The organism is Micromonospora sp. 15K316 (assembly GCF_004348525.1).
In the GTDB taxonomy this organism is placed as follows: domain Bacteria; phylum Actinomycetota; class Actinomycetes; order Mycobacteriales; family Micromonosporaceae; genus Micromonospora.
The window spans coordinates 1-15,360 of sequence record NZ_SMKG01000142.1; the positions used below are offsets into that span (position 1 = coordinate 1).

At 72.6% G+C, this 15,360-nt stretch carries 12 protein-coding genes; 3 read left to right on the plus strand and 9 right to left on the minus strand.

Going from position 1 to position 15,360, the window contains the following annotated elements:
* The coding region (locus E1211_RS22540) for a hypothetical protein (RefSeq protein WP_207915473.1) at positions 1-211 on the minus strand (211 nt) is incomplete at its 3' end.
* Positions 212-411: 200 nt separating this feature from the next.
* Between E1211_RS22540 and E1211_RS22545 the strand changes: the two genes are divergently transcribed.
* Positions 412-1,257, plus strand: a complete 846-nt coding sequence (locus E1211_RS22545; RefSeq protein WP_132351004.1) for an Fpg/Nei family DNA glycosylase — start codon at positions 412-414, stop codon at positions 1,255-1,257.
* A 12-nt stretch (positions 1,258-1,269) separates the two neighbouring features.
* Here E1211_RS22545 and E1211_RS22550 read toward each other — a convergent pair whose 3' ends face one another.
* The 5 genes from E1211_RS22550 to E1211_RS22570 form a co-directional block, all read right to left on the minus strand.
* Positions 1,270-1,656 (minus strand): hypothetical protein, encoded by a 387-nt coding sequence (locus tag E1211_RS22550; RefSeq protein WP_132351005.1) that lies wholly within the window; start codon positions 1,654-1,656, stop codon positions 1,270-1,272.
* 86 nt (positions 1,657-1,742) lie between these two features.
* Positions 1,743-2,624: an aminoglycoside phosphotransferase family protein gene (locus tag E1211_RS22555; protein WP_132351006.1), complete on the minus strand. Its 882-nt coding sequence runs from the start codon at positions 2,622-2,624 to the stop codon at positions 1,743-1,745.
* 172 nt (positions 2,625-2,796) lie between these two features.
* Positions 2,797-4,218, minus strand: a complete 1,422-nt coding sequence (locus tag E1211_RS22560) for a WGR domain-containing protein (RefSeq protein WP_132351007.1) — start codon at positions 4,216-4,218, stop codon at positions 2,797-2,799.
* A gap of 113 nt (positions 4,219-4,331) precedes the next feature.
* A complete protein-coding gene (locus E1211_RS22565) occupies positions 4,332-5,711 on the minus strand; it encodes an FAD-dependent oxidoreductase (protein ID WP_132351008.1) in 1,380 nt (459 codons plus the stop codon).
* A gap of 12 nt (positions 5,712-5,723) precedes the next feature.
* Positions 5,724-6,872 (minus strand): glutamate--cysteine ligase, encoded by a 1,149-nt coding sequence (locus E1211_RS22570; protein WP_207915474.1) that lies wholly within the window; start codon positions 6,870-6,872, stop codon positions 5,724-5,726.
* Between the two features lie 274 nt (positions 6,873-7,146).
* Here E1211_RS22570 and E1211_RS22575 point away from each other — a divergent pair, with 274 nt between their 5' ends.
* Entirely contained in the window at positions 7,147-8,559 is a 1,413-nt protein-coding gene (locus E1211_RS22575; protein WP_132351010.1) for a carbohydrate-binding protein, read from the plus strand.
* Positions 8,560-8,610: 51 nt separating this feature from the next.
* Here the strand turns inward: E1211_RS22575 and E1211_RS22580 are convergent, their stop codons facing one another.
* On the minus strand, positions 8,611-9,282 hold the full coding sequence (locus E1211_RS22580) for a DedA family protein (RefSeq protein ID WP_132351011.1): 672 nt from the start codon (positions 9,280-9,282) through the stop codon (positions 8,611-8,613).
* An 80-nt stretch (positions 9,283-9,362) separates the two neighbouring features.
* Positions 9,363-9,971, minus strand: a complete 609-nt coding sequence (locus E1211_RS22585) for a DUF1349 domain-containing protein (protein ID WP_132351012.1) — start codon at positions 9,969-9,971, stop codon at positions 9,363-9,365.
* A gap of 69 nt (positions 9,972-10,040) precedes the next feature.
* Between E1211_RS22585 and E1211_RS22590 the strand changes: the two genes are divergently transcribed.
* Complete coding sequence (locus tag E1211_RS22590; protein ID WP_132351013.1) at positions 10,041-11,687, plus strand: alpha-amylase family protein; 1,647 nt, start codon at positions 10,041-10,043, stop codon at positions 11,685-11,687.
* Between the two features lie 90 nt (positions 11,688-11,777).
* Here the strand turns inward: E1211_RS22590 and E1211_RS22595 are convergent.
* On the minus strand, positions 11,778-15,360 hold a 3,583-nt coding region (locus tag E1211_RS22595; RefSeq protein ID WP_207915475.1), incomplete at its 5' end, for a S8 family serine peptidase.

A 15,360-nucleotide genomic window follows, 5' to 3' on the forward strand; every position in this document is an offset into this window, starting at 1 on the left:
GCGTGCCGGTGGACGGTGCGTCGGCGGTGCGCGGGACGCCGGTGGGCGCGGCGCCATCGCGGGGTGACGTCCGGTCGGTCAGCGGGGTCTGGGTCGCGTCCGGACGGTCCGCGTCCGCCGGGGCGGGAACGGTGGCGACCGAGCCGTCGCCGGTGCCGTTACGGTTCTCGTCGCGCGCGGGCCGGCGCGACGGGGAAGGAATCCTGGCCACAACACACCTCCTCGGGAATGCGGGGTGGCCGTGGAACGGACGGCACCCACGCGATACATCCCCGGATGTACCCGCCTGACCGGTTACCGACACGTACCGGCGGGCGGTCGGGTGCACGCGGACGGCTCTCGGGCGGGTCCCCGGGACGATCCGAGCGGGGCGCATGGCAGGTGGGCGGGCCCCTGACTACCCTTGCGCCCGTGCCAGAGGGACACACCATCCACCGCCTGGCGGCCCGGCACGCCGAGCTCTTCGCCGGCAGACCGGTGCACGCCAGCAGCCCGCAGGGCCGGTTCGCCGACGGCGCCGCCCGGCTCACCGGTACCGTTCTCGACTCGACCGAGGCGTACGGCAAGCACCTCCTGCACCACCACGCGGGCGAGCTGACGCTGCACGTGCACCTCGGGCTCTACGGCAAGGTGACCGACGGCGTCGGCGAACCGCCGGAGCCGGTCGGCCAGGTGCGGCTGCGGCTCACCAACGAGGTTCCCCGGCCCCGGCGCGGTGGCGGACCCGACGACCGGCACTGGCTCGACCTGCGCGGTCCCACCGCCTGCGAGGTGCTCACCCCGCCCGAGGTGGCGGCGCTGCGCGCCCGGCTGGGGCCCGACCCGCTGCGCGCCGACGCCGACCCCGATCGGGCGTACGCCCGGATCGCCCGTAGCGCGACGCCGCTCGCCGCCCTGCTGCTCGACCAGTCGGTGGTGGCCGGCACGGGGTTGATCTTCGTGACCGAGGCGCTGTTCCGGGCCGGCCTGCCGCCGACGCTACCCGGCAAGGCGTTGGACCGGGCCGGCTGGGACCGGCTCTGGGCCGACCTGGTGACGCTGATGACCCTCGCCGTGCGGCAGGGCCGCATCGACACCGTCCGTGACGAGCACCTGCCGGAGGCGATGGGTCGGGCGCCGCGCGTCGACCGGCACGGCGGCGAGGTGTACGTCTACCGGCGTCCCGGCGCGCCCTGCCACGTCTGCGGCACGGCGATCAGCCGCGGCGAGCTCGCCGGCCGCAACCTCTACTGGTGCCCCACCTGCCAGGGCCGGTGAGAAGGTCTCGGCTCACCTCGCGTCCTCGATCGGCCAGGCGGGTAACTGGGCTGACACGACGGCGCGAATACGGCGCCCGAACTGGGCGTCGTCGCTCTGGCCGGCACGTTCGGCGATATCCGACCAGCGCTCCAGCGACCCGATCACCAGCTTCCACTGGGGGCCAGTGAGAGTTATCGAAGTCATTTCTTCGTCCGGTGGCCACTGCTCCTCGGACCCGGCGATCTGCTCCCACCCGGTTTGACGAGCGCTCCGTCCCAGCCCCACCTCATGCGGAGGGCTGCCATTCATCACCGCCGTATCCACCTCGTTATCGAGGGTCGCGTCGATGATCTGCCATTGGCGCACCGTCATTGTCACGGTGTATGCAGCCTGACCAGGACGGTTTACCTCACGCATCGGTTCGGGCCCTCCTCAATACGGAAGCCGACGCCGCATTCTCTACTGGTGTCCCACCCGCCGGGGCCGGTGAGGTTGACTTCGGCTCACCTCGCTTCGTCGAGCAGCCAGCGGACCACGTCGACCTGATCGGGGAAGACGTCCCCCTCGCCGATGCTCCAGGCCAGGGTCTGCGCGATCGTCCAGCCCCGCACCCGATCCCGGTCCAGGCCCAGCTCGGTGCTGAGCCGGTCGAGCCGGTGGCGGACCGCCGCGGGGGAGTGTCCCAGCTCCGCGCCGCGCACCAGCGGCGCCACCGCGAACTCACGCTCGCCGACCAGCGGCTTCGGGTCGATGACCAGCCACGGCTCCCGGGTCGCCCGCAGCACGTTGCCGGCGTGCAGATCCTGGTTGACCAGTACCTGCTCGCCCTGGCTCGGGGGCAGGTCGGCGAGGAGCCCGAGGGCGGCGTCCAGCAGCCGCCGCTCGTACGGCCGGTTGGCCCGCTCCCAATTGCCGGGCATCCGCTCCGCCCAGCCGGCGGCCTCCTCGGCGAGCGAGGTGAACGGTGTGCCGGCCGGTACCCAGAGCCGGGGGAGGAGCGCGACCATCGTGTCCAGGGCCGCCTCGGCCGGCAACTCGTGCAGCGGGGTGCCGGGGACGGCCCGCTCGACCAGCAGAGCGCGCCGCACCGGGTCGTGCCCGAGCAACCGGACCGCGCCGGCCCCCGCCCATCGCGCCAACGCGGTCGCCTCGTGCTCGCTCTCGCTGTCCGGGTACTGGAGCTTGAGCACCGCCGGTGTTCCGTCCGCCAGCTCCGCCGGCATCGCCAGCGAGGCGAAGGCGTACGGGAACGGCGGGCCGACCCGCAGCGACCAGCGGGCGACGCACGCGGCCACCCGGTCCGGCAGCTCGGCCGACCAGGCGCGCCCAACCGGAGTGCGCCGTACCCAGTTCAGCTGCTCGGGGATCGGCAGGCTTTCGGTCATGCGACCATCCTGGACTCCGCGTCCGAGACCCGTACCACCGATCCCGGCCGTTTCTCGTCCGAGGCGCGTGCCTCGGCCAGCGTTACCAGGACGAGAGAGGTCACGCGGTGCGCTGGAGCTGCCGGTGAGACCGGTCCGGGGGCGGTCCCGCTCCGCCCCCGGACCGGAGTTCTCAGCGGAGCCGGCGGATGTCGCCGTACGCCCGGTAGAAGCCGCCCCGGCCGGACTCCCGCACCTCGGTGACCAGGTAGCGGGCGCCCGGCTCGCGGATGCCCTTCGGGAACTGCACCGACCAGTCGCGGTGGTACCCGTCGGAGAGGACCTGGATGCGCAGCCGGCCGCTCTGCTCGACGCACTGCACCACCACGCCGGACCGGTCGTCGGTGGTCACCTCGACCGAGGTCCAGGCGGCCGGCTCGGGCAGCCGGGCCGGGGCCTTCACGTCGACGACGTCGGGCACGCTGCCCGCCTCGGCGGCCCGGATGGCCGGCTCGCTGGCGTCGATGCAGGCGAGGTGGCCGCTGGTGGTCACCACGTAGAGCCGCTCCTGGTGGTACTGCATGGAGTAGGCCGAGCCGCAGCCGGTGCCGAGCTTCCAGAGCCGGTTGCCGGCCTCGTCGAAGCAGTAGATCGAGGAGGCGCTGTCACCGGCGAAGACGTAGCGGCCGCCCTCGGCGGTGGCGCAGGAGAAGACCGCGGCGTCGCAGCGGTACCTCCGCTCGGCGCGCCCGTTCTTGCGCAGCCGCACCACCTCGCGGGTGCCGGTGCCGGCGAAGACGGTGCCCCGTTCCTGCCAGCCGAACAGGACCGAGCCGGTGTCGGTGTGCCACAGCTCCTGCCCGGTGCGCCAGTCGTAGCCGGTGACGCCCCGCGAGTGGCCGTGGTAGAGCGCGTTCGGGTCGCAGCGCACCATCCAGGCGGAGCGGCCGCGGCCCGGGCGGCGCCAGAGGAACTCGTCCTCGTGGTCGACAGCGGCGATGCCCCCCTCGCGGTCGGAGACGCCCAGCACCCCGTCGTGGATGTCGAGCCAGTAGATGTCGATGTCGGGGGCGATCGCGTAGGCCACCCGGGGCACCTTGCCGGAGAGGTCGTAGACGTTGCCGTCGTCGCAGCCGGCGTAGATCCAGGCGTCGTCGGCGACGATGCACTTCACCCCGTCGGGGAGCCGCACCTGGTTCAGCACCCGGGCGTCGTGGCCGAGCGTGGTGATCACGCCGTGCTCGTTGCCCACCATGCAGCTCTGCCCGTCGACGAAGATGCCGAACGCGGGCGCGCCCGAGTCGTAACGCCAGAGCACCGGCGCGGTGCGCGCGGTGGAGCGGGTGCTGACGATCTGGCGGCGGGAGACCGAGCGCTTCTGCCGTACGCCGCGCACCGCCGGGGCGTACCCCTTGCGGATCTTCTCACCGATCTTCTTCGCGGCGGCCGCCCGGGCGCGGGCATTGTCCGGGTAGGTGGTGTTCTTCACCTGGCCCTGGTCACCGATGCGGCCGTAGCGGACGGTCATGGCAGTGTCCTCGACCACCACCTCGTAGAACTTGTGCGCGCCGCCGTCCACTTCGGACAGTTCGAGGTAGGTCGTCTCCTGAGCCATGGGGGGATGCCTCCGGGGAAGGGTGGGCGACCGGCGGATCGCCGGTGCGACAACGGAAGCAAGCTAACCCGTGCCCCCGACAAGATCGGGCAGGCGGGTGCGGACGGCGTCGGTCACCGGGTGGCGTGGTGCAGCGCGTCGACGGCCTTGCGGGCGGCGATCAGCACCGGGTCCCAGACCGGCGCGTACGGCGGCGCGTAGCCGAGGTCGAGAGCGGTCATGTCGTCCACCGTCATGCCGTTCCAGAGCGCCGCGGCCAACGTGTCGATCCGCTTCGCCGCCTCGGACCAGCCGACGATCTGCGCCCCGAGCAGGCGGCCGCTCGGCCGTTCGGCGATCAGCTTCACCGTCATCGGGCGGGTGCCCGGGTAGTACCCGGCACGGCTGGTGGATTCGGCGACCACCGAGACGAACTCGAACCCGACCGCCGCTGCCTCCTTCTCCCGCAGGCCGGTGCGTCCCACCTCCAGGTCGCAGACCTTCGTCACCGCCGTGCCGATGATCCCGGTGAAGGTGGCGTAGCCGCCGCCGATGTTCGTGCCGGCCACCCGGCCCTGCTTGTTCGCGTGGGTGCCGAGCGGCACGTGCACGGGCATTCCACTGATCCGGTGCAGGCACTCGACACAGTCACCGGCGGCCCAGAGCCCGGGCACCCCCGGCACCCGCATCCGCCGGTCCACCCGGATCGCCCCGGACGGCCCCAGCGGCACGCCGGCGGCGGTGGCGAGGTCGATGTTGGGGCGTACGCCCAGGCCGAGCACGACCACGTCGGCCGGGATCGCCCCCTCCTCGGTGACCACCGCGCTCACCCGGCCGTCCCGCTCCTCGATCCCGGTCACGCCGAGCCCGGTGCGGATGTGGACGCCCAGCTCGCGCATCGCGTCGACGACGACCTCCGCCATGTCCTCGTCCACCGTGGACATCGGCTGATCGGCCTTCTCGACCAGGGTGACGGTCAGACCGCGCTGGAGCATCGCCTCGGCGAGCTCCACCCCGATGTAGCCACCGCCGACCACCACCGCGCGCCGCGGTTTCGGCTCGCTCTCCAGCCAGTCGCGCAGCGCGGCGCCGTCGTCGAGGGTCTGCATGCCGAAGACGCCGTCGACGTCCGCCTCGGCCCAGGGCGGCCTCACCGGCAGCGCGCCGGTGGCGTACATCAGGTCGTCGAAGCGTTCCCGGACCTCGCCGCCGCCGACGAGGTCCCGGGCGACCACCTCGCGCCGGTCCAGGTCGATCCCGACCACCTCGTGCCGCATGCGTACGTCGATGTCGAAGCGCCGGCGGAACGTCTCCGGGTCGCGCGCGATCAACTGCTCCGGCCCGTCCACCAGACCACTGATCCAGTACGGGATGCCGCAGCTCGAGTAGGAGGTGAAGTGCCCCCGCTCGAAGGCGATGATCTCCAGTTCGTCCCGCCCGCAGCGACGCCGCGCCTGGGACGCCGCCGACATCCCGGCGGCGTTCCCGCCGATCACGATCAACCGTTGCGCCACGTGGTCATCCTGTCACGGCGCGCTCGTGCCGCGGGTCTGCCTCGCCACGTCCTGCACCACGTCGGCGAGCCGGCCGGTGCGCGCGAACACCGCGCGCTGCCGGGCCGCGCCGGTGCCGTGCCGGCGCAGTCCGCCCAGCAGGTCGGTCACCTCGGCCCAGTCGCCGTGGCGTTCCAGCGCGGGGCGGAGCCGCTCGACGAACCGGTCCAGCAGCTCCCACGCCGGACGGAGCTCGCCGGTGGTCACGTCCACTCCGTCGCCCTCCAGCCCGTCGTGGGCGGCCCGCCAGTGCGCGCCCACCAGCAGGTGGTGGTCGCTGGGGATGGCCGGACGCCCGGCCCGGACGTCCTCGATCGCGGTCGCCACCATCGCCCGGACGAGCGCCGCGACCAGCACCGCGTCGTCGACCGACGGGCAGACGTCGCCGATGCGGATCTCCACGGTCGGGTACTTCGCCGACAACCGGGCGTACCAGTAGAGCATCCCCTCGTCGAGCATCACGCCACTCGCGATCAGCTGGCGGATCAGCCGGCGGTAGTGCTCGTGCGACTCCAGGTACGGCGTGGGCGCCACGGACGGCCAGCGCTCCCACTCGACCGACCGCCAACTCGCGTAGCCGGTGTCCTCGCCCCGGGCGAAGGGGGAGTTCGCCGTCGCCGCGTGCAGCGTGGGCAGCCACGGCCGGACGTGGTTGAGCACCTGGACGCCGATCTCCGGGTCGGGGATGCCCACGTGCACGTGCATGCCGTTGTTGCCGGGACCGGGCACGAGCAGGCGGAACCGCTCGATCATCCGGTCGAACCGGGGCTTGTCGACCACCGGCGGGACGGGGCCGTCCACCGGGCCGGTACCGATGGCGAGCAGGCGTACGCCGGCGCGCTCGGCCGCGTCGGCCAGCGCGGAACGCAGCACGCCGAGGGAGTGCCGGATCGAGCCCAGCTCCAGCCCGGGTGGGCTGCCGATCTCGATCTGGCTGGTCTGGAACTCCCGCTCGACCTGCCCGCGCAGCTCCGGTGGCACCTGTTCCAGCACCAGGTCGACGGCGGGCACCGCCGCACCGGTGTGCGGGTCGACGAGCAGGAACTCCTCCTCGACACCCACCGTGAGCAACTCGGTCCCGTCCGCCGTCCGAGCGGGTGCCTCCGCCAGCTGGCCCGTCATGCCGATCACCGTCCGTTCGTGCTGGTCGCGGTCTGTCCACGCCAGCTCGCCTCCGTGGTTACCCAGGGTGGCGAAGTCGGGAAACGCGGTACGGCGGGGTGTGCGGCGTGTCGCCTCGGCGTGTCTTCGGTGCCGCCTGAGCCGAGCGATCGCCGCCGGTACGACGCCCGCCCGGCCCAGGCCGGGATAGATCGACGTTGACAACTGTCCGGGGAGCCCGTACAACTCGTGAGAGAGCGCTCTCTCGCCCCCGTCCCCGCAGAGAGGCACGTCCATGGAAGCTGCCCCGGCGGCCCCCGCCGCCCTGCCCGTACGACGCCGCGTACGCCTGTCGCTCGCTCTGCTCGCCGCCACCACCACCGCACTGGCCGGGCTCACCGTGACCGCGCAGGCGGCCGTACCACCACCCCCGTCCGGCTGGAGCCTCGTCTGGAGCGACGACTTCACCGGCCAGGCCGGCACCCTGCCGTCCGCCGCCAACTGGATCATCGACACCGGCACCAGTTACCCGGGCGGCCCGCCGAACTGGGGGACCGGCGAGATCCAGACGTACACCAACAGCACCGCCAACGTCAGCCACGACGGCGCGGGCAACCTGCGCATCACGCCGCTGCGCAACTCCTCCGGTGGCTGGACCTCGGCCCGGATCGAGACCGTCCGGAGCAACTTCAAGGCGCCCGCGGGCGGGGTGCTCGCCATCGAGGGCCGGATCCAGATGCCGAACGTGACCGGAACGGCGGCCCTCGGCTACTGGCCCGCGTTCTGGGCGCTCGGCGCCCCCTACCGGGGCAACTACCAGAACTGGCCCGGGATCGGCGAGTTCGACGTGATGGAGAACGTGAACGGGCTCAACTCGGTCTGGGGAGTGCTGCACTGCGGCGTCGCGCCCGGCGGCCCGTGCAACGAGTTCAACGGTCTCGGCAACTCGCGGGCCTGCCCGGGCAGCACCTGCCAGTCGACCTTCCACACCTACCGCTTCGAGTGGGACGCCTCGGTCAGCCCCCAGCAGCTGCGCTGGTACGTCGACGGCCAGCAGTACCACACCGTGACGCAGAGCCAGGTCGGCGAGCCGTACTGGTCGCAGATGACCAGCCACAGCGGCTACTTCCTGCTGCTCAACGTGGCGATGGGCGGGGGCTTCCCCAACGGCGTCGCCGGCTTCACCACCCCGACCGCCCAGACCGTCCCCGGTCACCCCATGCTCGTCGACTACGTCGCGGTCTACAGCCGCGGCACCCCGCCGACCGATCCGCCGCCGACCGATCCGCCGCCCGGCGGGGTACGCGACGCCTACGCGACGATCCAGGCGGAGTCCTTCGACGCGCAGAACGGGGTGATCGTCGAGGCGTGCGGCGAGGGCGGCCAGAACATCGGCGCGCTGCGCAACGGTGACTGGGTCCGGTTCGACGACGTCGACTTCGGGTCCGCCCCGCCCCGGGACTTCGTGGCCCGGGTCGCCTCCGGCGCCGGCGGCGGCGTCAGCGGCCTCGTCCAGGTGCGGCTGGACAGCCCGACCAGCGCCCCGATCGGCAGCTTCGCCATCGCCAACACCGGCGGCTGGCAGAGCTGGCGTTCGGTACCGGGCAACGTCGGCGCGGCCACCGGCCGACGCACGGTCTACCTGACCTTCAGCAGCGGCCAGCCGAACGACTTCGTCAACGTCAACTGGTTCACCTTCCGCCGCTGACCCCGGAAGGAGGGGCCCGGCCGGCACCCGGGCCCCTCCGACCGGTACGCCTCAACGGCCGGCGGGCACCTTCGGGCGATCACTGCGTCCTCTGCGCCGGCGCACCTTCTTCACCACCCACATCGTGATCATGGCGACGAAGAGCGCGAGGATGCCGTAGTCGAACCAGGTGCTGTAGCGCTCGACCTGGTGCCAGCGGGAGCCGAGCGCGTACCCGCCCCCCACGAAGAGCGCGTTCCACAGGCCGCTGCCGAGCGTGGTCAGCGTGACGAACTGCACGAGCGGCATCCGGTTCGTTCCGGCGGGGATCGACACGAGGCTGCGCACCACCGGGATCATCCGGCCGAAGAAGACCGCCCACCTGCCGTACCGCTCGAACCAGCGGTCGGCGCGCTCCAGGTCGTCCAGGTCCACCAGGGGCAGCCGGTCCAGCCACCGTTTCAGCCGCTCCTCACCGACAACGGCGCCCACCCAGTAGAGGACCAGCGCACCCAGCAGGGAACCGGCGGTGGCGGCGAGCGCCACCACGACCACGTGGAACCGTCCCTCGCCGGCCAGGAAACCGGCCATCGCCAGGACGATCTCGCTGGGGATCGGCGGGACGACGCTCTCCAGGGCCACGAGCAGCGCGACGCCCACCACGCCGGCCGCGTCGATCACCCCGGCCACCCAGCCGGTCAGCCCGCCGAGTTGAGTCGGGTCGACGTCCTGGGCGCTCGCCATGGGCGATCCTTTCCGCTACGGGAGGGGATCGCACTCCTGTACCCCACGGCGCGAGCGCCACACCTCGCGCCCGGGCCCCGTCACTCCTCCGGATGCAGGGCCGCGTCGGCCGCGCCCCGACGCCAACCGGTGAACCGGACCGCGAGCCCGCCCCGCGTCGGCGAGCAGCAGAACGGCCCGGCGCTCACCTGGGCGTCCGGCGCCAGTGGGGCGAGTCGGACCAGCCGCCACGGCTCCCCGGCCACCCGGGCCCGTACGGTGAGCGCATCGCCCGCCCGGCTGGCCCGCACGGTTACCTCCCGCCCGGCCCACTCCGGCACGGGGGCGACCGACCAGTCCGACAGTTCGCGCGTCACCACCGCGCCGACCTGCGGCTGACCGTCGCTGAACTCCACCCCGGCCTTGATCCAGTTCCGCTCGTCGATCCGGACCAGCACGCCGGCCTGGTCGAACTGCTCGGACCACTCCAACCGGAAGCTCACCTCCACCGCCGTGCCGGCGGGCATCGGAGCGAGCAGCGCGGGCGCGTCGTCGTGCACGAAGCCGTAGCTGGTGTGCCGCCAGAGGTCGGTGCCGGCGGCGGGTTCCACCACGAGCTCGCCCTCCGGCGTCGGCTCCACACGGACCGGCTGGTGCAGCCATTCACCGGTGGACCAGTCGACCGGCTCGGTCTGGGGTGCGTCGGCCATGCCCGGCACGCTACCGGTGGGGACCCGAGCCGGTTTGCCCGGGCGACGGATCGGAGAAGGTGAACAGGCATGGGTGACAGGTGGTACTCCGAGGCGGTCGTCTACTGCCTCGACATCGACACGTACGCGGACTCGAACGGCGACGGCGTGGGTGACATCCCGGGCCTCATCGGCCGGCTCGACTACCTCGCCCGGCTCGGCGTGACCTGCCTCTGGCTGCACCCGATCCACCCGTCGCCGAACCGGGACGACGGCTACGACGTCACCGACTTCTACAACGTCGATCCCCGTTTCGGCACCCTCGGCGACTTCGCCGAGCTGCTGCACCAGGCCCGCAACCGGGGCATCCGAGTGATCATCGACCTGGTGGTCAACCACACCTCCGACGAACACCCGTGGTTCCAGTCCGCCCGCTCCTCGCCGGACTCGCCGTACCGGGACTGGTACGTCTGGTCCGAGCAGGAGCCGCCGGACCGCAAGCAGGGCATGGTCTTCCCCGGCGAGCAGAAGGAGACGTGGAGCTACGACCGGACGGCGAAGGCCTGGTACTACCACAGGTTCTACCGGTTCCAGCCCGACCTCGACATGGCCAACCCGGCGGTACGCGCCGAGGTCAAGAAGATCATGTCGTTCTGGCTCCAGCTCGGCGTCTCCGGGTTCCGGATGGACGCCGTGCCGTTCATCATCGAGCAGACCCAGCCGGGCAACCCGGACTCGCCGAAGGACCTGGACTTCCTCACCGAGCTGCGCGAGCACGTCCAGTGGCGCCGGGGCGACGCGATCCTGCTGGCCGAGGCGAACGTGGAACCGGACCAGCTGCCGATCTACTTCGGTGACCGCGGCGGCTCGGCGAACCGGCTGCACATGCTCTTCGACTTCCTGCTCAACGGTCGCCTGATGCTCGCCCTGGCCCGGGAGGACCCGGAGCCGGTGATCGAGGCGTTGCGCGACACCCCCGTACTGCCGGCGGGCGGGCAGTGGGCCACCTTCCTGCGCAACCACGACGAGATCGACCTGTCCCGGCTCACCGCCGAGCAACGCAACCAGGTCTACGCGCGGTTCGGGCCGGAGGAGCACATGCGCCTCTACAACCGGGGCATCCGTCGCCGCCTCGCCCCGATGCTCGGCAACGACCGGCGGTGGATCGAGCTGGCGTACGCGCTGCAGTTCTCGCTGCGCGGCACGCCGGTGCTGCGCTACGGCGAGGAGATCGGCATGGGGGAGGACCCCTCCCTCCCCGGCCGGCACGCGATCCGTACCCCGATGCAGTGGTCCTACAAGGAGAACGCCGGCTTCTCCACGGCCGAGCCGGGCAAGCTGGTGCGCCCGGTGATCGACAAGGGGGAGTACGGCTACGAGAAGGTCAACGTCACCGCCCAGCGGCGTGACCCGAGGTCGCTGCTCGCCTGGTTCGAGCGGATGATCCGTACCCTGCGTGAGGCGCCGGAGATCGGCTCCGGCTCGACCACCCACATCGACGTGCCGATGCCGCCCGGTGTCCTCGCGCACCGCGCCGACGGGCCCACCGGGACCATGGTCTTCCTGCACAACCTGGGCACCGACGACGTCGAGGTGGACCTCAGCCTGCTCCAGCCGGAGGCGGACCAGCCGATCGACGTGTTGACCGACCGTGGCTACGGCGAGGTGGGCAAGCTGGAGCGCCTTCAGCTCTCCGGTCACGGCTACCGCTGGATCCGGCTGCGCCGGGGCCACTGACGGCCCCGTCGCCCGGTCGGCCCGCCGGTCGAGACGGCCAAGAGGAAGGGGCCACGGCGAACGCCGTGGCCCCTTCCCGTGGTCAGCCGGTCAGCGCACGCCGAACGCGCGGATCACGGTCTGGTCGACCGAGTTGCCCGAGCCGTCGGTGGCGCGGGCGCGCAGCGAGACGTACCTGGCGCCCTTCGGCGCCGTCAGCCCCGCCGACCAGGAGCCGTCCTTCGTCCGGCGCACGGACTGCCTCTGCCAGTGCGCGCCGTCGTCGTAGGAGACCTCCAGCCGGACCGCCCCCACGTCACCGCAGCCGGTGACCCCGGGCAGGTGCGTGGCGGAGACGGCAAGCGTGGTGTGGCGCTTCGCGGTGCCGGCGGCGTCGGTGTCCACCGTGTAGTCGAGCTGGAGCAGCGGCAGCACGCTCGTCCCCACCCCGGCGGCCGGCGCCTTCGACCGGAACCTCCACTCCGACTCCGTGCGCGTCGAGTACGCCCCGGCGGTCGGGTCCTGGGTGGTCCGCACCACCAGCCGGTACGGCAGGTCACCCGCGCCCGGCGCGGTGCCGCTGATCCAGGTGCTGGTGCCCTCGGCGAGCAGCGTGCCACCCTGGTAGAGCTGGTTGGTCTGGGTGGCGCCGTTCATCGCCATGCCGACGTGGTCGGCCCCGCCCCAACCGGGCACGTCCAGGTTCAGCGTGTCACCGGCGCGGGTGGGCAGCTTGAAGTTGTCGTTCAGGTGCGGTCGTTCGATTGGCTCGAAGAACTGCTCCGTCCCGTGGCTGCCCGCCCGGTAGCCGGTCCGCTCGTCGATCTGGTAGGTGCCGCCCTCGACGTACGCCTCCTGACCCCACTGGTAGAGATCGCCGACGGAGACCCAGTCGGTGCGTACCGGGGCGAGCGGCCGGTTGCTGGTCTGGCCGATGCCCCAGTCCGAGTACGACGGCCAGTCGAAGCGGAACTCGCCGCCCCGGGTCTGGCCGGGCGGGAAGGCGAAGCCCACGTCGATCCGGGCCAGCGTCTTCTTCGTCTCGGTCCGGCTGAGTTCCCGCGGGATCCGGTTGTGGTACGCCTGCACGAGGTCGTAGACGTAGTCGGCGACGGGCTGCGAGGTCACCTGGACCGTCGTCGCCCCGCGCCGGACCTGCTCGATCAGCGCCTCGCCCTCGTCCTGGCTGAGCAGCGCCACCTCGACGGGGGTGGGGGTGAAGAAGTCGATCGAGTAGTCGCGCACGTCGCGCCAGGGCTGGTCACTCACCACCAGCAGCAGCTTCGCTCCGGCGGCGGTCGCCGCAGCGGCCTGATCGGCGTCGAAGACGTCCTGGTTGCGCCGGACCACCACGGCCTTGCCCCGGGCGTCCAGCCCGGCGTAGTCGGTCGCGGCGCCGTTGCCCGCGTAGACGGTGGGCAGCGTCCAGCGCCCCTTCGGAAGCTGGGTGGTGCCCTGCTGGCGGACCACGTCGTCGAAGTCGACGGTCCTGGTGCCGACGCTGAGCACCGGCTGCTCCTTGCGCCACCGGGCGCCCAGGTAGAAGTCGCCGTGCTTCACGTCGCGGCTCGTCGGCTGGGCCCAGAAGCTGTCGTAGAAGACGCCGCCCTCGACGAACGAGCGCCACCGGCCCTCGCCTCGCGACCGGTAGTAGTCCAGCCGGGTGTACGTGTCCGCGGTCTGCTGCGGCGCCCGCGACTCGAGCCGGCGCGCCGTGCTCGCGTCCAGCCGGACCACGGTGTCCGCGCGCAGGTCGATGTCCGGGTCGCCGACGAGGGCCACGCCGAGCGAGTTCGGCCCGTGCACGCCCGTGACGTTCAGGAAGCTCATCGCCGAGTAGACGCCCTCGGGCAGGTAGAGCTGGACGACGCCGCTCTCGTCGGTGTTGAGGAAGTCCGGTCCGTACGCGCCGGGCCGGCCCAGCTCGATGAGGCCGGCCGCGGGCTTGCCGGCCCGGTCGGTCAGCTGCATCCGCAGCCAGTGGTACGGCGTGTACGTGCCGACGCTGATCGCGGTGCGGGCCGGCGCGGCCTGCCCCGGCCCGGTGGCGACGATCTGCCCGGTGTACCGGCTGCCGCCGGCCGCCCGGGTGGTGTCCGTGGTGAGGCTGACCGTGGCGGTGCCGTGCGCGGGCACGGTCACCCGCGCGGTGGAGAGGCGGAACAGGCCGGCGGGCGCGTTCGGCGCGTCGACCGCAAGGTCCAGCGGGATCGGCTGGCCGGTGGTGTTGGTGTACGTCACCGGCCGCGTGCTGCCACCGGCCTTCGCCGTGTCGTCCCCCATCACGGTGTGCACGGTGCCGGTGGCGAAGACCGGGGCGCGCACCGCCGCGGCGACGTCGACCCGGCCGGTGCCGGCCTGGTACGCGTCGTACTGCGGCGTCCGGTCGGTGGTGCTGACCAGCGCGTCCTTGAGCTGCTGGCCGGTCCAGTCCGGGTGGTTCGCGGCGAGCAGGGCGGCGGCGCCGGCCACGTGCGGCGCGGCCATCGACGTGCCGTCCATGCTCCGGTAGGCGCCCTCGCCGGGCGTGTACTGCGACCGGGCGGCGAGCACGCCGACGCCCGGTGCGGTCAGTTCGGGCTTGACGGCCTCGTCGCCGATCCGCGGCCCCTGGCTGGAGAAGGGGGCGAGCTGGTCGTCGGCGTCGACCGCGCCGACGGTCAGCGCGGCGTCGGCCGCGCCGGGGGCGGAGACGCTGCCCGGCGCGCCGTTGTTGCCGGCGGAGATGACGAAGAGCGCGCCGGTCTCGGCGCTGAGCGAGTCGACCGACTGGCTGAGCAGGTCGGTGCCGTCGCTCGGCTGGTCCGACCCGAGGCTCATGTTGATGATCTTCGCGTCGGCGTCCCGGGCCGCCCACTCCATGCCGGCGAGGATCCAGGAGTCCTGCCCGGAGCCGGCGTCGCTGAGCACCTTGCCGACGAGGAGGTCCGCGTCGGGGGCGACACCCTTCTCCCGGCCACCGGACGCGGCGCCGGTGCCGGCGATGGTCGAGGCGACGTGGGTGCCGTGCCCGTGCCGGTCGGTCAGCTCCTCGCCGGGAACGAACACGGCCGACCCGGCCACCCGGTCGACCAGGTCCGGGTGCGTGGCGTCGATGCCGGTGTCGAGGACGGCGACGCGGACGTCCTTCCCGGTGTCGCCGCCGGCCCAGACCTCGGGAGCGCCGATCTGCGCGGTGGTGTCGGCGAGGTCGACGCGGACCCGCCCGTCCAGCCAGATCTTCGCGATCCCGCCACCGAAGCGTCCGGACGAGCCGGCCGCGCCGGCGGACTTCGCGGCGGGGGTGGCGGTGATCGCGGCCCAGAACTCGTCGGCCTGCCCGCGGTCGGTGCTCATCGCGGCACCGGAGATGCTGCTCAACGTACGGGTGCGGGTCGCGCCGGTGGGCGCGGTGGCACGCAGCCCGGCGCTCGCCCCGGCGTACGACACGATCAGCGGCAGCTGTTCGGCGTGTGCGTCGTCGTACTCGTCGGCGATCAGCCGGGTCACGTTGAACAGTCGCTTGTCGAGGGTGTCCGCGGCCACGTAGGGGAGCACGGACTGGGGGTAGACGTAGAGCTCGTCGCCGGCCTCGACCACCCGTACCGGGGTGCGGTCGCCGTCGGGTCGCCGGACGTCCAGCGTGCCGCCGTTCGGGGTGCTGCGGGTGGTGACCACGTCACCGGTGATCAGGGTGACCGAGTGGGTGCCGGGC

Bases quoted from the DNA above. Each gene is read 5' to 3' on its own strand.
- E1211_RS22550 (WP_132351005.1), bottom strand. From the start codon at position 1,656: ATGCGTGAGGTAAACCGTCCTGGTCAGGCTGCATACACCGTGACAATG.
- E1211_RS22555 (WP_132351006.1), bottom strand. From the start codon at position 2,624: ATGACCGAAAGCCTGCCGATCCCCGAGCAGCTGAACTGGGTACGGCGC.
- E1211_RS22560 (WP_132351007.1), bottom strand. From the start codon at position 4,218: ATGGCTCAGGAGACGACCTACCTCGAACTGTCCGAAGTGGACGGCGGC.
- E1211_RS22570 (WP_207915474.1), bottom strand. From the start codon at position 6,872: ATGACGGGCCAGCTGGCGGAGGCACCCGCTCGGACGGCGGACGGGACC.
- E1211_RS22575 (WP_132351010.1), top strand. From the start codon at position 7,147: ATGGAAGCTGCCCCGGCGGCCCCCGCCGCCCTGCCCGTACGACGCCGC.
- E1211_RS22580 (WP_132351011.1), bottom strand. From the start codon at position 9,282: ATGGCGAGCGCCCAGGACGTCGACCCGACTCAACTCGGCGGGCTGACC.
- E1211_RS22585 (WP_132351012.1), bottom strand. From the start codon at position 9,971: ATGGCCGACGCACCCCAGACCGAGCCGGTCGACTGGTCCACCGGTGAA.
- E1211_RS22590 (WP_132351013.1), top strand. From the start codon at position 10,041: ATGGGTGACAGGTGGTACTCCGAGGCGGTCGTCTACTGCCTCGACATC.